The sequence below is a fragment of the Halocatena pleomorpha genome, from assembly GCF_003862495.1.
In the GTDB taxonomy this organism is placed as follows: Archaea; Halobacteriota; Halobacteria; order Halobacteriales; family Haloarculaceae; genus Halocatena; species Halocatena pleomorpha.
Map to the genome: position 1 here is coordinate 23159 of NZ_RRCH01000004.1, position 22742 is coordinate 45900.

General features: G+C 59.6%; 25 protein-coding genes. 15 read left to right on the top strand and 10 right to left on the bottom strand.

Annotation, left to right across the window (positions count from 1 at the left end; genetic code table 11):
* Nucleotides 1-70: 70 nt before the first annotated feature.
* On the top strand, nt 71-1606 hold the full coding sequence (locus EIK79_RS03485) for an amidohydrolase (protein ID WP_124953757.1): 1536 nt from the start codon (nt 71-73) through the stop codon (nt 1604-1606).
* A gap of 11 nt (nt 1607-1617) precedes the next feature.
* Here EIK79_RS03485 and hepT read toward each other — a convergent pair whose 3' ends face one another.
* From hepT to EIK79_RS17905, 3 genes are read right to left on the bottom strand one after another with little or no spacing between them, the layout of a single operon-like run.
* A complete protein-coding gene (gene hepT, locus EIK79_RS03490; RefSeq protein ID WP_124953758.1) occupies nt 1618-2040 on the bottom strand; it encodes a type VII toxin-antitoxin system HepT family RNase toxin in 423 nt (140 codons plus the stop codon).
* Entirely contained in the window at nt 2041-2475 is a 435-nt protein-coding gene (gene mntA, locus EIK79_RS03495; protein WP_124953759.1) for a type VII toxin-antitoxin system MntA family adenylyltransferase antitoxin, read from the bottom strand. It lies immediately after the preceding gene.
* A gap of 32 nt (nt 2476-2507) precedes the next feature.
* Nucleotides 2508-2675, bottom strand: coding sequence for a hypothetical protein (locus tag EIK79_RS17905; protein ID WP_185715494.1), 168 nt, complete (start codon nt 2673-2675; stop codon nt 2508-2510).
* Between the two features lie 170 nt (nt 2676-2845).
* On the opposite strand from EIK79_RS17905, the gene EIK79_RS03500 reads away from it, so the two are divergent.
* The 7 genes from EIK79_RS03500 (at nt 2846) to EIK79_RS03530 (ending at nt 10379) form a co-directional block, all read left to right on the top strand.
* Nucleotides 2846-3271: a hypothetical protein gene (locus tag EIK79_RS03500; protein WP_124953760.1), complete on the top strand. Its 426-nt coding sequence runs from the start codon at nt 2846-2848 to the stop codon at nt 3269-3271.
* Between the two features lie 311 nt (nt 3272-3582).
* Nucleotides 3583-4719 carry a quinolinate synthase NadA gene (gene nadA, locus EIK79_RS03505; RefSeq protein ID WP_124953761.1) on the top strand — a complete coding sequence of 379 codons (1137 nt, stop codon included), beginning with the start codon at nt 3583-3585 and terminating at the stop codon, nt 4717-4719.
* Between the two features lie 6 nt (nt 4720-4725).
* On the top strand, nt 4726-6222 hold the full coding sequence (locus EIK79_RS03510; RefSeq protein WP_124953762.1) for an L-aspartate oxidase: 1497 nt from the start codon (nt 4726-4728) through the stop codon (nt 6220-6222).
* The gene (nadC, locus tag EIK79_RS03515) at nt 6212-7027 is read left to right on the top strand and encodes a carboxylating nicotinate-nucleotide diphosphorylase (RefSeq protein WP_124953763.1); all 816 of its coding nucleotides are present in this window, start codon (nt 6212-6214) and stop codon (nt 7025-7027) included. Before EIK79_RS03510 ends, nadC begins: the two co-directional genes overlap by 11 nt.
* Before the next feature lie 88 nt (nt 7028-7115).
* Nucleotides 7116-8351, top strand: a complete 1236-nt coding sequence (locus EIK79_RS03520) for a potassium channel family protein (RefSeq protein WP_124953764.1) — start codon at nt 7116-7118, stop codon at nt 8349-8351.
* Between the two features lie 55 nt (nt 8352-8406).
* Nucleotides 8407-8871 carry a VanZ family protein gene (locus EIK79_RS03525; RefSeq protein WP_124953765.1) on the top strand — a complete coding sequence of 155 codons (465 nt, stop codon included), beginning with the start codon at nt 8407-8409 and terminating at the stop codon, nt 8869-8871.
* Between the two features lie 122 nt (nt 8872-8993).
* Nucleotides 8994-10379 (top strand): bifunctional metallophosphatase/5'-nucleotidase, encoded by a 1386-nt coding sequence (locus EIK79_RS03530; RefSeq protein ID WP_124953766.1) that lies wholly within the window; start codon nt 8994-8996, stop codon nt 10377-10379.
* Between the two features lie 6 nt (nt 10380-10385).
* Here the strand turns inward: EIK79_RS03530 and EIK79_RS03535 are convergent, their stop codons facing one another.
* Complete coding sequence (locus tag EIK79_RS03535) at nt 10386-10679, bottom strand: DUF7536 family protein (RefSeq protein ID WP_233737921.1); 294 nt, start codon at nt 10677-10679, stop codon at nt 10386-10388.
* A gap of 136 nt (nt 10680-10815) precedes the next feature.
* On the opposite strand from EIK79_RS03535, the gene EIK79_RS03540 reads away from it, so the two are divergent.
* The gene (locus tag EIK79_RS03540; protein WP_124953767.1) at nt 10816-11772 is read left to right on the top strand and encodes a succinylglutamate desuccinylase/aspartoacylase family protein; all 957 of its coding nucleotides are present in this window, start codon (nt 10816-10818) and stop codon (nt 11770-11772) included.
* Entirely contained in the window at nt 11762-12877 is a 1116-nt protein-coding gene (locus tag EIK79_RS03545; protein WP_124953768.1) for a pyridoxal-phosphate dependent enzyme, read from the top strand. The genes EIK79_RS03540 and EIK79_RS03545 overlap by 11 nt, the downstream gene beginning before the upstream one ends.
* Nucleotides 12878-12949: 72 nt before the next feature.
* On the opposite strand, the gene EIK79_RS03550 is transcribed toward EIK79_RS03545, so the two are convergent.
* The 3 genes from EIK79_RS03550 to EIK79_RS03560 form a co-directional block, all read right to left on the bottom strand.
* A complete protein-coding gene (locus EIK79_RS03550; protein WP_233737922.1) occupies nt 12950-13477 on the bottom strand; it encodes a hypothetical protein in 528 nt (175 codons plus the stop codon).
* Entirely contained in the window at nt 13446-13748 is a 303-nt protein-coding gene (locus tag EIK79_RS03555; protein ID WP_124953769.1) for a CopG family transcriptional regulator, read from the bottom strand. Before EIK79_RS03555 ends, EIK79_RS03550 begins: the two co-directional genes overlap by 32 nt.
* Before the next feature lie 78 nt (nt 13749-13826).
* Nucleotides 13827-15188 carry a tRNA(Ile)(2)-agmatinylcytidine synthase gene (locus EIK79_RS03560; RefSeq protein ID WP_124953770.1) on the bottom strand — a complete coding sequence of 454 codons (1362 nt, stop codon included), beginning with the start codon at nt 15186-15188 and terminating at the stop codon, nt 13827-13829.
* A gap of 105 nt (nt 15189-15293) precedes the next feature.
* Between EIK79_RS03560 and EIK79_RS03565 the strand changes: the two genes are divergently transcribed.
* On the top strand, nt 15294-16244 hold the full coding sequence (locus EIK79_RS03565) for a transcriptional regulator (protein WP_124953771.1): 951 nt from the start codon (nt 15294-15296) through the stop codon (nt 16242-16244).
* On the opposite strand, the gene EIK79_RS03570 is transcribed toward EIK79_RS03565, so the two are convergent.
* The gene (locus tag EIK79_RS03570; RefSeq protein ID WP_124953772.1) at nt 16245-17228 is read right to left on the bottom strand and encodes a MinD/ParA family ATP-binding protein; all 984 of its coding nucleotides are present in this window, start codon (nt 17226-17228) and stop codon (nt 16245-16247) included. It lies immediately after the preceding gene.
* An 82-nt stretch (nt 17229-17310) separates the two neighbouring features.
* Between EIK79_RS03570 and prf1 the strand changes: the two genes are divergently transcribed.
* Nucleotides 17311-18555 carry a peptide chain release factor aRF-1 gene (prf1, locus tag EIK79_RS03575; RefSeq protein WP_124953773.1) on the top strand — a complete coding sequence of 415 codons (1245 nt, stop codon included), beginning with the start codon at nt 17311-17313 and terminating at the stop codon, nt 18553-18555.
* A 138-nt stretch (nt 18556-18693) separates the two neighbouring features.
* On the opposite strand, the gene fer is transcribed toward prf1, so the two are convergent.
* Entirely contained in the window at nt 18694-19083 is a 390-nt protein-coding gene (fer, locus tag EIK79_RS03580; RefSeq protein ID WP_124953774.1) for a ferredoxin Fer, read from the bottom strand.
* Nucleotides 19084-19881: 798 nt separating this feature from the next.
* Here fer and hisA point away from each other — a divergent pair.
* The 3 genes from hisA (at nt 19882) to EIK79_RS03595 (ending at nt 22112) form a co-directional block, all read left to right on the top strand.
* Nucleotides 19882-20604 (top strand): 1-(5-phosphoribosyl)-5-[(5-phosphoribosylamino)methylideneamino]imidazole-4-carboxamide isomerase, encoded by a 723-nt coding sequence (hisA, locus tag EIK79_RS03585; protein ID WP_124953775.1) that lies wholly within the window; start codon nt 19882-19884, stop codon nt 20602-20604.
* A 90-nt stretch (nt 20605-20694) separates the two neighbouring features.
* Entirely contained in the window at nt 20695-21651 is a 957-nt protein-coding gene (locus EIK79_RS03590; RefSeq protein ID WP_124953776.1) for a ferritin family protein, read from the top strand.
* Between the two features lie 65 nt (nt 21652-21716).
* Nucleotides 21717-22112, top strand: a complete 396-nt coding sequence (locus tag EIK79_RS03595; protein WP_124953777.1) for a hypothetical protein — start codon at nt 21717-21719, stop codon at nt 22110-22112.
* 58 nt (nt 22113-22170) lie between these two features.
* On the opposite strand, the gene EIK79_RS03600 is transcribed toward EIK79_RS03595, so the two are convergent.
* The gene (locus EIK79_RS03600; RefSeq protein ID WP_124953778.1) at nt 22171-22590 is read right to left on the bottom strand and encodes a Rieske (2Fe-2S) protein; all 420 of its coding nucleotides are present in this window, start codon (nt 22588-22590) and stop codon (nt 22171-22173) included.
* Nucleotides 22591-22742 lie beyond the last annotated feature (152 nt).

Consider the following 22742-nt stretch of genomic DNA (forward strand, 5'->3'; position numbering starts at 1 on the left):
TGTGAAATTATCGGCACTGTTTGTCGTCGTCATCCTCTATGTTTTTACTTGTTCCCGCCGCCGTGGTGGTATGACCGATTCCGCAGACCTGATCGTTACCAACGCGGAGATCCACACGCTCACTGATCCCGATGAGCGCCACGAGGCGCTTGCCGTCCGGGACGGCGAGATCGTCCGCGTCGGTCGGCGCTACGAGATCGACTTTCTCGAAGGAATCGACACAACGGTCCTCGATCTCGATGGCCGTGTTCTCCTACCGGGATTCATCGACGCCCACACCCACATGGAGCAGCTTGGTCGTCGGCTCGTTCACGCTGATCTCTCGGCGGCGGCGTCCGTCGAGGACGCCGTTGCGCTGTTGTGCGAGGAACGCGAGCGAACACCGACGGGGTGGGTGCTCGGCTACGGCTACGATGAAAGTGCGTGGGACGAGGGTCGTCTGTTGTGCCGTGAGGATCTCGATCGGGTGAGTGAGGAGCGCCCGGTCGTCGCGTTCCGGGAGGACCTCCACACGGGGAGCCTCAACTCTGTCGCCCTCGACCGCTACCGATCCGACATGCCGGTTGACGACGTTCAGCGGTCGGGAAGCGAGCCGACGGGTGTCGTCGTAGAGGACGCGCTCGCCGTTATCCGCCAAGAGACGGCACCCAGTAGCGAGCGAATGCACGATCTCATCACGGCGGCCCGGGATCGTGCCCACGAACTCGGTGTCACTGGCGTCCACGACATGGTGCGCCTGTCGACTGCTCCCCGTGTGTACCGGGAACTCGACCTGGCGGACCGGCTCGATCTCCGAGTGCGGATCAACTACTGGAGCGATCACCTCGACGCACTCGACGAACTCGGGAGCGTCACGAATCACGGCAGCAAGTTCGTCAGCGTCGGCGGTGTCAAAAGCTACACGGACGGGAGTTTTGGTGGTCGAACTGCCCAACTTTCCGAACCGTACGAGAACGGAGACACCGGTCAGTGGGTCACAGATCCTGAGCGGCTCCATGAGATCGTTACGCGCGCGGATGACGGGGATCGCCAGTGCTGTGTCCACGCGATCGGTGACCGCGCCGTCGAGGCGGTGCTCGACAGCTACGAAGAAACCGACGATCCCAGTGGCAGCCGTCACCGCATCGAGCACGCTGAACTCCTGTCACAAGCGTTGCTCGAACGGCTTGCCGAGATGGGCGTCGTCGCCTCCGCCCAGCCGAATTTCCTCAAATGGGCGCGCGAGGACGGACTGTACGAGGACCGTATCGGGCGTGAGCGCACGCGACAGACCAACCAGTACCGCGCGCTCCTCGATGCTGGGGTTCCGCTGGCGTTTGGCAGCGACTGTATGCCGCTTGATCCGCTCTTTGGCGTCGAGCAGACCGTCACGGCTCCCGCCGAACAGCAACGGCTCACCGTCACCGAAGCCCTCCGGGCCTACACCGCTGGCGCGGCGTACGCCGGCTTCGACGAACATCGGCTGGGCACCATCGAATCCGGGAACCGCGCTGACCTCGTCGCGCTCGACCAGTCACCGTGGGACGTCGCCCCCGACGCGATCGCCGCTATTACAGTTACTCACACGATCGTGGACGGTCGGATCGTCTACGAAAACACTGAGTGATACATGACAGATTACTGTTGTTGGAACCACTGAGCGAGTTCCTGCTGGTACTGCTCGAACCATCGGAGGTCGTTGTGGAGAACGTCGTACACGATGTCGTGGTCGACATCTCCGTACCGATGCGCCAAGATATTTCTGAACCCGACAGCTTCTGCTAGTCGCTTTTGTGTCTCACGCGAGATGATACCGGCGTTTCCGAGTGCTTCGATGTTTTGTTTGGATGTTCCGCTTTGAGATAGATCCTCAGCCGCACGTATGTGTTTTGCAATATCAATACACGCTTGGACTAGATTCATACATGTCCGCTCGACAGCTCGCTGAATGATCACATCGGATTTATACTCCTTTTTCGGCAGTCCCTGCATCTCTCTCAGATCGTTGGTGTATTCGTTAATGTGGCGAAGTTTGGTAACAACGATCTCTTCGTCGACCATCTATACGTCACCACGGGCGATTCGATCGATAAACGCCTTCCGCTCTTGTTTGCGCTCTTTCTCTGTCGCCTCATACTGTCGTGTAACCCGTTTTCGATACTGTGTGACGGCGTCCTCGGTGCCGACGATGAGCCGTCCGTTTCGAACTGCGGCGGACGCAACGGCGATTGGAAGAGTGTCTATATCGCTGACATCAACGAACGTGTCGGCGTATTGTTGGAGTTCTGCATCAATGCGGTTACGGCGCCGAAACCGCTCATGATCGTCCAATGATCTCGGAAATCGAAGGGCAACGTCGACATCCGACGAGTCGCTCGCTCTCCCCCGAGCAGCCGATCCGAACAGAAGGGCAAAGTCGATGTCCGTCCGAGCGAGGTAATCCCGCATCCCCCCGATATCGATATCATCACGGACTGGTTCGGGCGTGTTCGACATGTCCTACTGTTGGTGCTCGTCAGTAATATATATTACAGCGAGTGCTCCGAGAGCACGGAGTGCTCGCGTCGACCGACGTGACCCACACGGTCGTGGACGGTCGGATCGTCTACAGCTAAGGCGGGAGTGTTTTGTGGACAACTCGACCGTATTTTTGCTCCAGTGCCGGGAACGGTCTTTGTGACTGGCTGTGAGATCATGATATACGGAGTTCGTCCTCCTGTCGAATCAAATACATTGGGGGCAACCGTTCAAAACCGGCTTTTTTCTTACAGAGGGTGAGTCACACGAGGCCAGATGAAGCTCCCGTACTCTCATCGATTTTTCGATACGAATAATTATTTATAGATGGGGACTAAATAAGACTGCCATGAGTTATGCAAACTCATCAGTTCTCTTCGGCCGCGACCGACAGCTGACACGACGGTTTCTCGTTCTCGCTGCTGTTATTTTCGTTGCGAGTTTTGTGGTGTACACGAGTTTTCCGGTGTATGAAGGTCTCCCGTTGACGTTTCTGTTGATTGTGCCCTCGATCCCGATCATGGCAGGCACTCTAGCACTCGTCAGCGCCTACCTCAATGACGGTCTCCTCGTGAGTGCCCTACTGCCAGTCATGGCCGTGCTCGGACTGGAACTCTCACTGGGTATCTGGCTCTATTTTGATCTAGTTCCTAGTTATGACCCAGCTGGAATCAGTTTCGTACCGTTACTCATCACAGTTGCCTTCGGAATTGGTGTCGGTGTCGCCGCGGTTGGAGCTGGCATACGACGGGTTGTCGCTCACATCAGCTCATAAACTAGAATCAGAGAGGTAAAGTGTTCAATGCTGACCGCGAGGACGTTGCTCTCGCCGTCACCCCCTAATATCTGAAACGCCGGTGTGAGACCGACACGTTGTTAGCTTTACACCAAGCGACCGGGACCACGAATAGATGACAGCGGTCACCCCTGTACAAAGCGATTGGCTCATCATTTGCACTCACAACAGAAGATTTATGCAGATGAAACAACAGGTATACTGGGAAGGATCATCTACGATCCCTGCTTTTGAAGAAAAAAGTTTATCAATACGTCCCATCCTTGAACTAGTAACTTCGGTGCCGACCAATGGCAGAAATGGAAACTACGGGGTTCGAGACGGAACTCAGTCTGTTCAAATACGACAACCTCGAACGCCTCCCGCCGGCGTACCGTGATCTGTCCGAGGCAGACCGGACCGATCGCATTGAGGCAGCTCGTTCAGAACTGGGTGACGACGTGATCGTTCTCGGGCACAACTACCAGCGTCGAGAGATCGTCGAACACGCCGATTTCATCGGTGACTCCTATGAGTTGAGCAAGCGCGCGGCGAACGCTGACGCGCCGTACGTGGTGTTCTGTGGGGTGACGTTCATGGCCGAAAGCGCCGACATCATCACCGACGACGACCAGACGGTGATCTTGCCATCAATGGAGGCGTCCTGTCCGATGGCAGGGATGGCGGAGGCCCTACAAGTCGATTCGGCGTGGGCACAGATCACCGACGTGGTCCCCGATGCTGACATCATCCCGATCACGTACATGAACTCGTATGCGGATCTGAAAGCGTTCTGTGCCGAACAGGGCGGGCTGGTGTGTACCTCCTCGAACGCCCACCACGCTTTCGAGTGGGCGTTAGAACGCGGCGACAAGGTGCTGTTTCTCCCGGACAAACATCTCGGGGAGAACACCGCCCACCGGATCGGGTTGGCGGACAGCATCGTGGAGTGGGACCCGTGGGATCCCGAGAATACGACCACTGACGAGGCAATCCAGGCGGCCGACGTGGTCCTCTGGGACGGCTACTGTCAAGTCCACGAACGGTTCCGCGTTGACCATATCGAGTCGGTGCGCGAGGCGAATCCCGACGCCAACGTCATCGTTCATCCCGAATGTCGCCGGGAAGTCGTGGACGCTGCCGACGTTGCGGGGAGCACGTCGACGATCTGCGAGACGGTTGCGAACGCCGATCCCGGCGAGACGTGGGCCATCGGGACAGAAATCCACCTTACCAACCATCTCCAACGGTGGCATCCCGACGTGAACGTGTTGCCGTTGTGCGGCGATGCGTGTATGGACTGCAACGCGATGCGCCAGATCGATCCCAACTATCTGACGTGGGTGCTCGAAGAGTTGGTTGACGGCCGTGAGCGGAACGTCATTTCGGTCGCACCCGAGGAGACGGAACTGGCACAGGTCGCACTCGACCGGATGTTGGAGGTGTGACTGCGGATGTCGCTGTCCATTGAATCGACGACTGACGTGTTGGTCGTCGGCAGCGGAATCGCGGGTTGTGCGACAGCACTCGCTGCTGCCCGCGAGGGGGCACAGGTCACACTCGTCACGAAGGCGACCGAACCCGAGGACGCAACGTCGTGGTGGGCACAGGGCGGGATCGCTGTCACACGAACGGATCCCGCCGCATTCAAACAGGATATTCGCACGGCCAGCGACGACACCGCCGATCCCGAGGCCGTTGACGTGCTCGTCGAGAACGCCCGCGGTGCCGTCGAGAACGTGCTGTTCGAGACGCTCGATGTGTCGTTCGACGCCGCCGACGGTGACTACGAGTACGGGCGCGAGGCTGCCCATTCGGAGCGGCGCATCCTTCACGTTGATGCGAGCACGGGCCGTCACATTCTCGGTCCGTTTCTCTCACATCTCGCGTCACTTGATGCGGTCACCATCCACCAGGATACGGCCGCACTTGATCTACTCACCCACGAAGGACGCGTTCACGGGGCGTATCTCGAATCCGACAGCGACGTTGCACCAATCTTCGCGGGAACCACTGTGTTGGCAACAGGAGGCATCGGCGCGCTCTATCCCGAATCCACGAACCCTGACGGCGCAACCGGTGACGGAATCGCCATGGCAGCGCTCGCGGGTGCTGACATGCGGGACATGGAGTACGTCCAGTTTCACCCGACGGTCTGTACCGCGGGCGAGCCATTCCTCGTGAGCGAAGCTGTTCGCGGAGAGGGCGCACTGTTGCATAACGCCGACGGCGAGCGGTTCATGTCCGACTACCACGAGGACGCCGAACTCGCGCCACGGGATGTTGTCGCGCGTGCGGTTGCCCGCGAGCGCGAGCGAACTGGGACGGTGACGCTCGACGTGTCGCCACTCCCCTTCTCAGAGACGTTTCCGGATCTCGTGGCGCTGTGTGACTCTCACGGCGTCGATTGGCAGTCGGGAATTCCGGTCGCTCCTGCCGAACACTTCCTCTGTGGCGGGATCGCCGTCGACAGCGACGGCCGGACCTCTCTTGATCGGTTGTTTGCGGTGGGTGAGTGTTCCCGGACCGGTGTCCACGGCGCGAACCGATTGGCCAGCACGAGCCTGCTCGAAGGGTTGGTATGGGGATTGCGCGCCGGGCGGGCCGCCACCGGTTTCGATCCCCAACCGATCGAGGCTCCCGACCTGCTCGATCGGGATCCAGCGCTCCCCGCGCAGTTCGGAGCGGAGAAATCGGTGCGACTCCACCGGGTGATGGCCGAGCACGTGGGACTCAAACGGACTCCAGCGGGTCTCAAACGCGCGACGGCGGCGCTACGGCGACTGAAGGGTGAAGTCGACGCCTACACCCGGACTCGAACGTCGCGTGATCTCTATGAACTCCGGGGAAAAAGCGTGACCGCGCTGCTCATCGCCCGCGCCGCAGCCACCAATCCCACATCGACCGGCTGTCACTACCTCACGGAGGAATCCGCTGCCAATGCTGATTAGACAGAGCCAGATCGAAGCGTGGCTGGCTGAGGATATCGGTCATCACGACGTGACGAACGACGTGCCCGGCGAGACGACCGGTCGACTGGTTGCGACGGAACCCGCCGTCGTCGCCGGGTTGGACGCCGCAACTGCGGTGTTCGAACAGCTCGATGCCGAGCTGTCTGTCCGATCGACTGTCGATCCCGGAACAGCCGTCGATCCCGGAACGACCGTGTTGACGGTGACCGGACCGGCCACAGGGGTGCTTCGAGGCGAGCGCACCGCGGTCAACGTCGTGGCCCACGCCTCGGGCGTTGCAACACGGACACGCGCGGCCGTCGACGCCGCCCGAGCGGTGTCTCCCTCGGTCCGGATCGCCGGTACGCGAAAGACGACACCCGGTCTACGGGGACTCGAAAAGCGTGCTGTCGCCGCTGGTGGCGGTGACACACACCGCCTTGATCTCTCTCACATGGTGATGGTGAAAGACAACCACATCGCTGAGCTGGGACTGGAGCAGGCGATTGAACGGCTGAGTGAGCGGGCGTCGTTCGCAACCCAAGTCGAGGTAGAAGTCGAAACGCCGGCCGATGGCGCGCGCGCCGCAGACGCCGGGGCTGATGTCGTCCTGTTCGATAATATGGTTCCCGAGGACGTCGAACAGGGGGTTTCGACGCTTCCGGCCGACGTGGTGAGCGAGACCAGCGGCGGGATCACGATCGATACGGTTCCCGACTACGCGGCGACAGGTGTCGATATCATCTCCATGGGATCGCTGACCCACAGCGCGCCTGCGTGTGATTTCTCGTTCCGGACCGAGTAGCTCCGATTTGGTTGATCGTTTTGCTGATCTCGCTTTCTTGCCCGGCTCGTCAGTATCCTTTTTCGCGTCGGCTGAGAGAACTACACGCATGGCGGATGATCGGGACAAAAATGGGGATCGAACCGGCGTCGAGCCGGGTGCGGTCGAATACGAGCCGGTCAGTGTGAAAGATCTCCTCTCGGAGATGAAAGACACGGCGGAGCTACTGATCGATCTGTCGTACTCGTCAGTGCTGTTCGGGAGCCAGTCGGTCGCCCAAGAGGTGTTGGCGCTTGAACAGCGGATGGACGTGCTCCAAGTGAAAGCGCGGATGAGCCTCCTGATGGCGGCCCGAAACCCCGCCGACGCGGAGGCCCTCGCGCCGGTACTTGGCGTCGTGGCGGCAACCGAGAAGATCAGCGACGCGGCGGGTGACATTGCAAAGATCGTCACCGAGGAAATCGGGCTGCCCGACGCCGTTCGTGGGGCGCTGCCTGAAGCGCTCGAAACGCTGGTGAGCGTTGAACTCGCTGCGGACTCGGCTCTTGTCGACCGAACGCTTGGTGACCGCAACCTCGAAACAGAAACCGGCGTGCGGGTCATTGCGCTCCGCCGGAAGGGTGAATGGCTGTTAAATCCCGACCGACAGACAGAACCCAAAGCCGGTGACGTGTTGTTGCTCCGCGGTCCCGAGGAAGGAATCGATACGGTGTACAACGAAGTGACCGGTCAGGAGTATCCCACGCCAGATCCTCCCGAGACGGCGATCGAGGATGTCGGGCGCGCTGTCGACTCTATCGTGCTCATGAAGAACATGAGCGAGCTTGCGGTCGATCTGGCGTACGGAGCGGTGCTGTTCGACAACCGAGCGGTCGCTCGGGAAGTCCGAGAGCTCGAAATCGAGGTGGACGCGCTCCAATCGCGGTTCGAGGCGTGGACGCTTCAGGCGGCGGGCCGTGTCGATGACGCCGTCAGCCTCCGTGGACTGGTGCATCTCGCCCAAGCCTCGGAAGTCATTTCGGACGCCGCCCTCGAAATCAGTGACGGCGTGCTCCGGGGGTTAGACACTCACCCCGTGGTCACCGCCGCCGTCGAGGAGAGCGTCGAGATCATCATCCGACTGGAAATCGATTCCGACAGCACGCTCGCTGATGAAACGCTTGGCGAGCAGCTGGTGAGCACCAAAACCGGAATGCGAGTGATCGCTGTGCGGCGGGGGACCGGCGCGTCTGCCGAGTGGATCGTTTCGCCCGGTCCCGATACGCGGCTCAAGGCCGGCGACGTGATCATCGCAAAAGGAACCCGAGCGGGGAGCGATCGGCTCGAAGCAATGACGAAGGGATGATAACTTGTACAGGCTAATATAAAAAATATTTATCTGATAATATTTGATACTCCGTATGCATGAAAAACGACAGTTACCTCTCGCGTCGTCGTGGGTTCGGTACGGGTTGGTGGTGGTGATCGCCGGTGTCATCTGTGTGTTCACGGTGGCCGACGCAGCGACAGTCGGACTGGAAGCGGACGGCGGTACGGTCTCACACGGACCGTTCGGCATCGATATCGGCCCACTCGGGTGGTTCGAGACGGCCACCTACGCCCACGGAATGGCGTACGCGGGCTTGACCGCGTCGCTGGCGTACGCGTTCGTCGTACCCACCGGCCGCGCGAGCCAGCGACGACTCGCCGGATGTGTCGTCGTTGCCGTTGTGTACGGGACCGTGTTGGAACTCCTCCAAGGGAGTGTCCCCAGTCGCAGCGTAGAAACCGTCGATTTTCTGGCGAACACGATCGGCGCGTCGATGATGGGACTGTGCTGGTGGTGGCTCACTGGCGTCACCGAGTTCGTTCCTCGAAGCGAGTGATCACTGGCGGCTCCGTGGTTGAAACGTCAATCCATATGGCGATATTAAATATAGATGCTATGTTTGTTTGTGTGATCGATCAACCGAACGGCTTATCGTCGTATCGTTAGCAGACGATACCGATGACAGTTCGTGTGGTTCAGTACGCTGACATCGAGGCGACGTACGACGATCCAGAGCGGATCGCCCGTTTGGGGAGCGCGATCGCCTCGCTTCGGGACGAAGCCACCCTTCTTGTCGGTGCTGGCGACAACGTCGCACCCGGCGCGCTCGCGCTCCGTACCGAGGGTCAGCAGGCGCTCGCGTTTTTCGACACGATCGAGCCGGCTGTCGACACGCTGGGCAACCACGATTTTGATTACGGACGGGACGCACTGCTGTCGGTGGTTCGCCAGTCGCCACAGACGTGGCTGTGTGCCAACGTGTTTGCCGGTAACGAGCGATTCGGCCACGACGCCGGGATCGTTCCGTGGACGGTGATCGAACGGGCTGGCCACCGCGTCGGGTTGTTCGGGCTTGCACACCCCAAAACGCCGGAGAAATCTCCCGGAGCGCGATCGCTGTCAGTAACGGATCCGATCGCGGCCGCGGACGACGCTGTCGCGGCGCTTCGTGACCGATCCGTCGATCACGTCGTTTGTCTCTCTCATCTCGGTGAGTCTGAGGATCACGGGCTCGGGGAGGTTGACGACCTCGCGGCAGTCGACATCGACGTGATCTGTGACGGCCACACGCACGATCGGCCCCGAATCGATCGCGTTGACGGCACGCTGGTGGTACGAACGTCCGGCGAGGGCGCTGATCTTGCCGAACTGCGGTACGAGGGGGAATGGACAGCCACCCGCCACACCGTCGCGGCATTCCCACCAACGCCAGCGATCGAGCGGACCTTTCGAGAGCTGCGAACCACAGCCGGGGTGGACGAGACCGTTGCCACGGTTGACGAACCGATCAGTCGATCGATGTCGGATCGGTTTCACGGCGAATCTCGGCTCGGAAATTTCGTGACCGACGCCTACCGGTGGGCCACCGGCGCAACGATCAGTCTCCAACACAGCGCCGGAATGCGTGGAGGCCCGGTGCTGTCCGGCGACGTGACGATTGCGGACCTCATCAGCGTCGTCCCGTTCGATATGGACGTGGTGAAGACGACCGTTCCGGGAACGACCCTCCTCGACATCTTCGCCTCCGGTGGAGACATTGTCTATCCCGCACAGCCTGCGTTCTGGCACGTCCACCTGAGCGGCGGCTCGGTGACGTTCGATTACGCGCGGCGGGAGCTAGCCACGGCGACCATCGACGGCGAGCCGATCGATCCGTCGGCGTTCTACCGGATTTGCGCGCCCGAAAACCTCGTACGTTCATTCGACATCGAAGCGGAGACCGAATCGGTCGGAGTCCAGTACGAACTGCTCGCGTCGTATGCCCGAGCGCAGGGCGTCGCACCGACACTCGACGACCGAATCACGCGCACGGGGCTCGCGTCAGTGAGTGTATCAGACGATTGACTCCGGTCACGCCGCCCGCCGGACGGCTCGATACGCCGACACGACTGTGAGCACAATCGTGACGAGGAGAGCGGTTCCGAACGCGAGGACGAACGCCAGCGCGAGAAAGAGGAACGGTCCACCGACACCGTCTGGGGCCGGGCCGCGGAGTTCGAACACCCGAACGACGTACATCAGCGCGGCGAAGGCGACACCCACCCCGATCCCGATCTTGCCGTTTCGGGCGACGCGAAGCGCGTCGAGAAACGCCGCTGTCCCCGAACGATCGGCTGTCTCGGACTCGTCGATACTGTCGTCCACGCCCGACAATTGGGCGAGCGAATAGAAATCATCTTCGCAATGGTACGTGGTATGCTGCTCAATATTTCCCCGACGGAGTGCGAAAATCGCCCTTGAATCGAACGGTCTAAGGGTATGGATTTACCGAATATACACAATGACGACGCTCGGCACCGCAACCGCGTGTCCCAACGAAATCGCAACGGGACGGCTGTCTGTCGGCGAGGCCCGTGATGGCAGCGACGTCGGCCTTCCGGTTGCGGTGATCAACGGTGCGAACGACGGCAAAACCCTGTACATTCAGGCAGTGAGCGACGGCGACGAACTTAACGGCCTCGGGGTCATCCAACGGCTGGTTCCCCAACTCGATCCCAGCGAGATCTCCGGACAGATCCTCATCGTTGGGATCGTCAACTACTACGGCTTTCACGTCGCTGAACACCGCAATCCGATCGACGATACGAAACTGAACCGGGCGTATCCGGGCGACCCCAACGGGATGTCGACCGAGCGCATCGCACACGCTACGTTCAACGCCGTGACGCGGGCTGATCTCGCGCTCGATCTCCACCAAGGCTCGACCAGCCGTATGATCGATGAAACCCGCGTCAGGTGTGGATCGCGCCACCGGCTTCACACGGAGTGTCTCGAACTCGCAAAAGTGTTCGACTGTGGATTCATCCTCGATCAGAAGGGACCGGACGGACAGCTCGCGCGAACGGCACCCAACGACGGGGTTCCCACGATCGATCCCGAGTTGGGCGGCTCCGTTGGTTGGGATCACGACAGTATCGAGCGCGGTCTCCGTGGCGTGTATCGGGTGCTCAAGTACTACGGGTTTTTAGACGGCTCGATCGACATCAACCCACAGACACGCGCAAACGCGTTCGAACAGTACGGCTCGCCGGTGGGTGGTTTGGTGACGTTTAAACCTGCTCTCGGTGAGCGGGTCGAAAGCGGTGATCCCCTTTTCGACGTGACCGATCCGTTCGGTCGGGTCAAATCCACCGTTACCGCTGATTCGGCCGGCGTGTTCTGGCGCACGCGACGGCTGCCACAGGTTGCAACCGGAGAGTACGTCTGCTCACTCGGCACCAATCTCGATGAGTACTGACCACTCTGCCCCTGACCCTGACGCCCTTCGCCTTCGCTGTTCGTCCTGTGGACGCACGTACACCGATCGCTGGCGGTGTGCGTGTGGCCATCCCCTCGATATCGACGCTCCGCTTCCTGACACAGCGGAGATCGATCCCGAGACGATCGATCTCACCGCTGGGCTATGGGGATTCGACGCGTTGCTGGCCCTTCCTGCACGACAGCGGGTCTGCCTCGGTGCGGGAGCCACACCGCTGGTCACTGCGCCTGAACCGTGGTCATGTCAGTTCATGCTCGAATACGTCTCCCCCACCGGCAGTTTCAAAGACCGGGGGGCGGCAGCGGTGCTTTCCCGTGCGGTCGAGTTGGGCGTCGATCGCGTGATTGAGGACTCCTCAGGGAACGCGGGCGCGGCTATCGCCACTTACGCCGCTCGCGCTGGCCTCGACTGCACGGTGTACGTTCCTGCCAGTGCGCCGTCCGCGAAGGTGCGCGCGATCGAGCGAACGGGCGCGTCGATCGTCCGCGTCGAAGGATCGCGCCAGGACGTGACTGACGCGTGCGTCGCGGCGGTCGAACGGGGTGAGGGATGGTACGCGAGCCACGCGTGGAATCCGTTCTTTTTCGAGGGCACGGCGACCATTGCCTACGAGATTGCTGCCCGCCGGGGCTGGTCGGCTCCCGACGCGCTCCTCATGCCACTGGGCCACGGCACGCTGTTTCTGGGCGCATACCGGGGCTTCAGACGGCTCGATCAGATGGATCTGATCGATGAGCTACCGCGACTGCTCGGCGTTCAGGCCGCCGGCTACGATCCTATCGCGCGCGAACTGCACGGCGCGGCAGACGGCGACACGAACGACGCCGCCGACGGCATCCACATCCGTGAGCCAGTCAGAAAGAACCAGATCATGGACGCGATCGCGGCGACCGATGGTGACTGTATCGCGCTCGGTTCGACGGCGGTCGAAGCCGAACTCGGCGCGCTCGGTCGCCACGGCTTTTACGTCGAACCGACCAGTGCCATCGCCCCCGCTGCGCTCGAACGGTACCGCGAGCGCGGCGTACTCGATCCTGACGACGATGTCGTCGTTCCGCTCACTGGCAGCGGATTGAAAAAGTAACTCCAGTCTGAATCGTATCAGTAGCTCTAACAGTCTTCCAATTTCTCGATCCGATCAATGCGGTCACCGCTCTCACTCGAAGAGTGATCGTGCATAGCGGTAGATCGGTGCGCCGAGCCAATCGCGCTCTGTTGCTATCGTTTCGAGTGCAGAGCGAACTTCCGATTCGGTGAGAACGCCACGGTCGCAAAGGCTTCGAAGAAGCACCGGAGAGAGAACGACGTCAGTCTCTACGAGCGCCTCCAACTCAGGGAGTGCCCTGAAATCGTCTGTGACGAGAATAGACGCATTGGTGTTTCGAACGACAGCGATACAGCTTGCCTCGCCAGTGTCGATGCGATTTGATAGTAGCTCCGGTGCCGTCACATCGCGTACTGTAACGTGGTCCATTCGTTCGAGTACGGCTGTCGCACCGCGTCCGTGTGGGTCATCATACGCTGCAGTGTTTTTGAGTTCGTCTACGACCCGAGTTGTAGTGGTGATGTCGAACTCCGAGAAGACGAGTTCTAAGCAGTCTCCGACCGCGATCGAAACGAATGCACTGGTATCAACGACGACCATCTTACGCTCACTGTTCTCCGAGTGTGTCCGCGAGTTCATCACTCCGATCGAGCAACCGCTTCGAAGATTGTACTGCTTTCGCGTCCTGACGACCGATGATCAGTTCCAACGTCTCGACATCAATCTCGTCGGTGAGATACAACTCCACCACAGACTCGCGGAACTCTTCGTCTGATTCGATGTCTGCTATATACTCCCGAAGCGCCTCAATGAGAAGCTCGGTACGGTTCTTGTGCGTTATTTCGCTCGCAACATCGGCGTGGGTGATGAGTTCCTCCGGAAGCCGGAAGTTCACTTTCTTCGTGCTCATGTATGTACATTGTACCCACAGCACCAAAACGATAGCGACGGTCGAGCCTCCCGTTTTGCCCTGTTCTGCCCTGTCAGTCTACCGTTCGGGGTGTATGGGCGCGTCGAAGCCGCCACGGATCAGCGGTTTAGCGACGTGGCGGCGGGCACACGGCGGCACCTCATACCACCCAGATTCAAGATCGCGCTCGATCTCCCGTTCGGCTTTTTCAGGCGCGTTCGTGCCACAGTCCCGGCAGCGATAGCCCTGTTCGCGTCCGGCGCTTTCCATCCGGCGGCCGCAGTCGGGACAGGTCGGCGTGACGCGTTCGGTTGCTCGGAGCGAGCGAACGGCGAACTTCTCTAGCTTGAGTGTCCCTTCCGACACCTCCCCACAGACTGTGATGCGATCGCCCGGTTTGAGTGCGCGCACGTAATCACGGAATCGCTTCGTCGGCGCGAACGCCACACACTCGATCGTTCCCGAATCGTCTGTGAGTGTCGTAAACACGTGTCCTCCCCGCTTCGTTTCGGGTGGAGATCCAACCGACCCTTCGACCCGATACGCGCGACCGTCTACGACGGCGTCGAGGTGTTCGACGTCGTGGAGGTGCGTGTCGGTGCCTTGGTTCGTCACGAACGTCTCACGCGTTGCCACTGGCTCGCTGTCGATCGCCGCGGCAACGCTCACACAATCATCGGGATCGTCTCCGCGGACGCCGTACAGAATCGGACAGGGAGTGTGAGGAACACACACCAACTCCCGTTCTTCACGGTCCACCGTGTCCCACACCGCCGGATAGCCCGCTTCGGCCGCTCGATACACCGATTCGGCGTCGACATCGCGGGGGGTTCCCCAGCGCTCCCGGTCGCGGTAGGAGATACACTCGTACGTCCAGTCGGTGAACCCTCCTGCGCTCTCTCGATCCGCGACAGTGGTGTCATCGGTGTGTAACGCCCGCTGCCGTCCGATCCACGCACCGATGGCGGCGAGCGCGCCGATCCGGCCGCGACCGTTGCCCCAATAGTTCGATCGGTAGCCGGTGACATCGAGAACACGCTCGGCGTCGGAGATGGTGAGTCGTTCGCCAAGCGCGGCCCGGGCGAACGCGAACACGGCATCAGTAGCGTCAACACTGCTCCACTCGGCAGTGTCGGGTGCGATGACCATCCCCGGATTCGTGTTCGGGTCGTCGACCTGTGCCAGCTGGTCGATGCTCTCACTCACGATCGGCACCGCGGTTTCCGGATCAAGCGTGGTGGACAACGCGACTGCGGCGTTCCCACGAGTTTTGTGCTCGACAGCAGGATTCAACCGAACGAGCAAGGACCGCTCGTCCGGTGTCGAGCGATCGAGCGCACGCTCACGCTCACGAAAGCGTCGTGCGACCGTGTGAGCGACGTAGGTGGTGCACATCCCCGTCTCACGGGAATCCGTATCGTCGATCCCGATAATCGTCACGAGAGAGCGTTTCAGGCCAGCGTTCAAACGGCTTTCGCCAGCCGATCGAGACAGATATCTACAACGACACAACGCATATATGGTCAGAATCGCCTATAATCATCTATGTCTCGGTCTGCACTGGTCGGGAACGTGATAGCCATGCTTGAGGACGCGGGCTTTCTCGTGAGCGACCGGTGTGCTGTGCGCCCAAAGAGTTTCGATGTCGCAGCACGTCGGGGAAAGGAGATAATCCTGGTAAAAATTCTTGGAAATATCGATTCGTTCGACACCCCGATCGGGATGGAGATGCGTCGACTCGGGATGTATCTCGACGCGACGCCGATCGTTATCGGCTTGCGAACCCGCGATGAAAAGCTCGATCCGGGTGTCGTCTACTTCCGACACGGCGTTCCGGTGCTCAGCCCGGATACGGCGATGGATCTGTTCGTCGAGGAAGTTCCGCCGCTCATTTATGCCGCTCCCGGCGGACTGTACGTGAACATCGACGGCAGCGTGCTGGCTGATGCTCGTAAGGATCGTGACTGGAGCCTCGGCCGACTCGCAACGGAACTCGGCGTCTCACGACGCACGGTTTCGAAGTACGAGGACGGAATGAACGCGAGCGTCGAGGTTGCCGTCCAACTCGAAGGTCTGTTCGAGGCCCCGCTTACGGATCCGATCGATGTGTTCGATCCCGAGTCGATCCACGACGACGACGACCCTGACGACGCTGAGATTGATCCTGACGACGAGCAACTTGTCACCGTTCTTACGCGCGTCGGGTTCGATGTTCATCCAACGCGACGGTCGCCGTTCAAGGCGGTCAGCGAAGACGACCGTGAACGGATCAAGATGCTCACAGGACACTCGGCGTTCACCCGCACCGCTAAAAAGCGCGCGAAAATCATGAGCTCCGTTGGAAACGTTACACAAACGACATCAGTATACGTGGTTGAGGACACCAACCGCGAATCAGTCGAGGAAACGGCGCTCATCCAACGCGAAGAGATCGAAGCCATTGATGACAGCGACTCGCTCCGCGATCTCATCCGCGAACGGGCAAAGACCGATTGATCACTCGAAGATGCGTCGAAGCCGGCCGAGCGCGCTCGCTCGCTTTTCCTCCTCACGTTGCTCGGTGAAAAACGACTCCGTCTCCGCTTGTTCTTGGTCGTATGCGGCTGTCGCTATCGGTCCGCTTTCGCTGTCGGTCTCTGCCGTCGTTTGCTCGCTTTCGGCGGCAGTGTCTGCTGGTTGCGGCGTCCCGTCCGCTGGACGGTCATCACCAGCAGAATCCGGTTCCGGTTCCGGTTCCGGATCCGGAGCAGGTGCTGCCTGTGTCGCGTACGCTCCGTGAGTCTCTTCGAGTTGGTTGACGCCGACTAACGTCCCCGCCAGATCCGAGAAGGCAGCCGCTGCGGGACTGGCAGTCCGCGCAACGATGTGTGTCATGGTGATCGTATCGTCTTTTGGAACCGCAGCGAGCACCTCATCACCCAGTTCGTCGATCAGCTCTCTGGTTTCCTCGTCCTCACGTGCTTGGTTGACAACGACTCCCTCAACGGTTCCCCCGACTCGGGCAGCGAGTTCTCCCGTCTTTGCCGCGTCTCTGATCGCCACGACATCCGGCGTCGTGACGAGCACGACGCCGTCAGCAATACGCAGCGGAGAGATCACCTCATTAGAGAGTCCGGCGCTAGTGTCTAACAGGATGACATCGTACTCTTCCGTTAACGGTCCCGTCGTGTACTGCAGTCGGGAGGGATCGGCGGCAGCGTACTCATCGAGGGCTTGCGTGCCGGGAATGACCGAAAAGCCCCTCTCTGTCTCATAGGTCGCCTCACTGATGCCAGCGTCTCCTGCGAGAACGTTGTGAATCGTCGGACCGCCGTCGGGTTGAATTCCGAGCACTGGTCCGAGATTCGACATGCCGAGATCAACATCTAAAGCCACCACATCGTAGCCGGCAGCCGAGAGCGCGGTTGCGAGATTGCTGACGGCAGTCGTTTTTCCGACACCGCCTTTCCCGCCCCCAATAGCGAAGACCCGCCCACTCATACATCCTTTCTCAGGGGGTGGGACACTAAACTCTTCCCTCGGTGCAAAGGGTACTTACGCCTCATCCATCTATTTCCCCCCAATGAATGATGACGACCAGTCGGATCGACGGAAATACGAATTCCGGAAGGTGATCGAGGAACTCACGGAATATTCGGGATCTGGCACACAACTCGTGTCAATCTACGTCCCCCCCGATCGCCAGATCAGCGACATCGTCGCTCATGTAACCCAAGAGCACAGCGAAGCGTCAAACATCAAATCGAAACAGACGCGAACGGCGGTACAGGACGCCCTCACCAGTATCAAGGATCGACTCCGGTATTACGACAACCCGCCGGAAAACGGAATGGTATTGTTCTCGGGGGCGATCGACGCCGGTGGCGGCCAAACCGATATGGTAACTCGGGTGCTCGAACATCCTCCCCAGCCGATCGAGTCGTTTATTTATCACTGTGACTCCGATTTTCTCACCGAGCCGCTTGAGGAGATGCTGGGCGATAAGGGACTGTTCGGGCTGATCGTCCTCGACCGGCGGGAGGCGAACGTCGGCTGGCTCAAAGGGAAGCGAGTCGAACCTGTCAAGAGCGCCTCCTCGCTCGTGCCCGGCAAGCAGAGAAAAGGCGGTCAGTCAGCCCAGCGGTTCGCCAGACTCCGGCTCGAAGCCATCGATAACTTCTATCAGGAAGTCGCAGGGATGGCAAACGACCTGTTCGTTCCCGAACGCCACGAAATGGACGGCGTACTCGTCGGTGGTCCCTCGCCAACCAAAGACGAGTTCTTAGACGGCGAGTATCTCCACCACGAGCTACAGGACATCGTGCTCGGGAAGTTCGATGTCTCCTACACCGACGAATCCGGGTTATCGGATCTTGTCAACGCCGCCAGCGACGTGCTGGCCGAAACGGAAATGATGAAGGACAAGTCCCAGATGGACGAGTTCTTCAAGGAACTCCACCAGGGGGAGCTTGCGACCTACGGCTTCGAGTCGACCCGACAGAACCTCCTGATGGGTGCTGTCGACCGATTGCTGTTGAGCGAAGATCTCCGGAAAGACGTGATCACTTACGTCTGTGAGAACGATCACGAACAGCGCGAAGTCATCGATCGCCGTAAGAACACGCCGGACCACGAGTGTGAACAGTGTGGGGCTGTCGTCTCTGCCGAAGCCGCTACCCGAGAAGATATCATTGAGCACCTGATCGACATCGCAGAACAGCGCGGCACCGAAACGAAACTCATCTCTACGGACTTCGAGGAAGGCGAACAACTGATGAACGCGTTTGGCGGCATCGCTGGCATCCTGCGGTACTCTACCGGCATCTGATAGTGCCTGATTGCTGCCGTATCCACTGCCGACTGTGCTCTTCTACCCTTGGTTTTATGGGTGATGGTATGGATAGCAATGAATAGAGAAACGGAAAATAAGCCCGATGCGGCGTGGTGTTCGTACGGCCGGCTCAGATCAGATAACGCGGTTCTGGAGGTAATCGAGGTGTTTCGCGTTGTAGACGATCTTCACTTCGTCGGCACCCGGCGATCCGATGCAGGTCAGTCGCACATTGCGGTCCTCGACTTCCTCATCGGAGAGGATCTGCTGCATGTCCATCTCGATCTCTCCTTCCTTGAGGATGGCGGCGCAGTTCGCACACGCACCGGCCCGGCACGAGAACGGCCAGTCGTATCCTTGAGCCTCTGCGGCTTCAAGAATGTACTCGCCTGGGTTTACGTCGATCGTGCCGTAATCCTCGTCGTCGAAGTCCTCCTCCGCGGCCTTCTCAAACAGCTCGTCATCTTCCAACGACCACCCCTGGTCGTCAAGCACTTCGTAGTTTAGGTATTCGACAGTGGGCATCATCGGCGCTTTGATGGCCACAATGTTAGGCCTTGCTGTTGCAGTCTCAGCATATGTGCCGGTCAAAAATGAAGGAATCCGTATGCGCGACTGTTGCCTGTAATATTTTGAATAATAGGTAATTATTTCACGCTGCCAAGTAGGTCCCCTGTTGGTGACGGCTGCACCCGGCTTTAATAGAGAGATGCTTCTTGTCTATAATCTCGACAAACAACAAAATAAATAGCGTGTGATGCATTATATATTTCACAAACTGTGAATATGACAAACAAGTTATGTTGTTTCGTTATATAAATGGGGGTGCGAATACGATTCTGGGACAGAGGAGTGACACCGATGCTGTTTTCATAGATGATGGAATTGAATCCGAGGTTGTTCATAACGGACGAGTCGCCTACAGAGCAGTCAGATTCGGAGCATTGCGTTCTTGGCGACTGTTCTTTCAAGGAGAGAGTCCCGCCGTTCACGGCGTTGACGAGAGGCGATGCGTCTCGTTCGCACAGCAGAACGCTTCGCGTTCTGCGGACGGGCGTGAATCCGACATGGACGTTCGTTTCCGCCGTCGCTGGCTGGCCCCCAAACGTTTCGCCCATGCCGTGACAAACGTAGTATCACGGGTTCCGCCATCTCCCCACCGGTAGGCCACCGGGGGAGACGGGCCCCACTCCACCCATTCGCGAGCGTCCCGACAGCCGGCGCTCTGGCGACAGCTGATCGAACGATTTGTATTCTGAGTGGTTCTCGGTTCACGACGACCGTATCCGTCCCGTTTAACCCGTTGCTCCCCGAGGCGCGAGTATGTTTCCGGAGTTCGAAGTCATTCCCGCAGTCGACGTTCAGGAGGGTCAAGCTGTCCAACTCGTCGGCGGCGAACGCGGGACAGGGCGGACGTACGGCGATCCGACCGACGCTGCGACACGGTGGATCGACGCCGGTGCGTCCACGTTGCATCTGATCGATCTCGATGGCGCATTCGAGGGGACCCGACGGAACGCCGACGCGATCGCGGCGATCGCCACCAGTCCCGTCGACGTTCAAGTCGGTGGGGGAATCCGCACAGCGGCAGACGCGATCGGACTCCTTGAGCAGGGAATCGATCGCGTGATTCTCGGAACGGCAGCGGTTGAAACGCCCGAGATCGTCGCGACGATCAGCGAAGACCACCCCGGATCGGTGATGGTGAGCCTCGACGCGAAAGACGGCGAGGTCGTCGTCTCGGGCTGGACCGAAGGCACTGGACTTGATCCTGCGACGGCGGCCCAACGCTACGAGGAACTGGGCGCGGGGGCCATTCTGTTCACCGATGTAGACGTGGAGGGGCGACTCGACGGCGTGCGAACCGATCGGGTTGAGCGCGTCGTTGAGCACGTCGACATCCCGGTCGTCGCAAGTGGCGGCGTCGGATCGATCGCGGACATCCGTTCGCTCGAACGTGCCGGTGCAGCGGCTGTCGTCGTCGGCACGGCGTTGTATGAAGGCCAGTTTACACTCGAAGACGCGATGGACGCCGTGAACGAGTGAATACGCTGTAGAGTGAACTATTTTCGAGTGGACTCCTGTTTGAGACGAGTGTTTAACCCGTCCGATACATAATACACCACTGTCACACAGATGACACAGGTCCAAGACGAAACCCGAACCCACCGACTCGATCCATCGTCGTTCGCGGGCGGCTACTTCCGGAACGCGGTGTATCGCCACTGGGATCCCTACGAAGACATTCCCGAGGAACTCCTTGAACAGGATCGCCAGCGCCTGATCGCCCACGAGATGACAGAACCGGCGTTCGACGGTCTCCGCCGGACCCTCGCGCTGTTCGGCGCAGGCGAGGAGTCCGTGACGGAGGACCTCACGCCCCTGTTGATCGTCACCGAGGACGTGAACAAACAGATGTTTCTCACGTCGCAACTGTACGAGGAGGCGAAACACACCCAGTTTTTCGATCGGTACTGGCGGGATGTGATCGATCCGGTCGCAAAAGAGCGTGGCTTCGAGGTGACCGCTCCCACGGATCAGCGGTATTTCAACGACGATTACGTGGCGCTGTTCGAGAAGACCGAGCAGGCGATGAACCGCCTCCTCACGGAGGATTCACCGACCAGTCGCGCGCGAGCGTACTGCCACTACCACCTCATCGTCGAGAGCGTTCTCGCGCAGACCGGCTACTACGGCATCCAGTCGAGTTACAGTCCGACAGGGGCGGATCTCCAAGGCGGCGATCCCGTCCATCTCGAAGGACTCATCGAGGGCATCACTCGCGTCCGGAGCGATGAAGGCCGTCACGTCGGCTTCGGTATGCACGAAGTCCAGCGGCTCATCGCAGAGGACGACGTCGATCCCGAAATCGTGCGGTCGACCCTCCAAGAACTGTTGGGACACGTTGTCGGTTCGCTCGATTACGGTGACAGCGCAGGCGAACGACCCGTTGACGCCACACCGCTGATCGAGTACGCCACGGAGAAGACCACCCGGCGCATCGAGATCATTACCGACGCCGACGCCGATCTTCCACCGGTTGAGGAACTCGTCCACGTCGAAGGTGGACGGGATCTCTCGGCTGACACGTGATCGTTCTCCGAAATCGGTGGCGGTAGATAACAAATTATTTATGCAAACTGTAGTGTATTTTATTAATGATTGATTTGAGTGCTGCAGCGAGTGACGCGACCACCCGGCGACTCCTTCGTGACGTTTTGATGGGCGTTCTCGCCGTACTCACGCCGGCTATATGGATAATCAGTGAATTGACGGTCGTGTGGCCGTGGGTCGGTTACGGCGTAGGCAGTATCGTAGTCGGATACGCCGTCTCGTGGACGGCTGTCGGCTATCGGATCGGCGCGTGGTTCACACGGATTAGCTCAGGTGGGCGGTTTCTCTGTATCGTCGTCGCCGCGGTCTGTATCTGGGGCGGGATTTGGACAACCGATCCGGACGTTCCGTCGATGATGAGTTTCGTTTGTGGTGGCGCGTCTCTCCTCCTTGGAATTTCAGTCGTTCGTCTCTGCAATCGAGTGGTGGCAGGATATTGACCTCCTCCCGCGCGGATTCATGGGCCGCCGGACGTGCTGGCTCGAACCGTGCGATCGATCAAAACTCCACGTTCGAGGTTGACGTGAGATCGAGATCGTCGGTTTCAGCGGGACCAAGGGCGACGAATTCATACGCGTCGTCGGTGAGATACACCCCATCGTTTTCGATCGTTACATCGAGTGCGTTGAGATACGCCCCTTCACACGGCCCGTACGTACACTGGCCGGTGTCGGCGTCGAACATCGCGCCATGGTTGGTACAGACGATCTCGCCGTCGCGCAGTCCGGCTCCAGAGCCTTTGTCTAGGCGAATATGTGTAAGATGCTGACAGTAGTTCAACCAACTGGTGATCGTTCCGTTTGAACGGACCAGTATGCCCTCCGTTCGCTCGTCGGTCGCCACCTCCCGAACGGTGAACAGCACTGTCGTCTCTTCTGGAACCTCATCTACTGGCGCGATGCGCTCACCGACAGTCATTACGGTGTCATTCGATCCGAATAGAGTTCAACGCTCTGTCTTGTATTGTTATCTGTAGTGAATATTCAGAACGGTGTTGTGTCGGACTAAAAGGTATTGGAAGAAGCAAACGAACCCTCGGCTGATCCGGTGGCTCCATCGATACGTTTCCA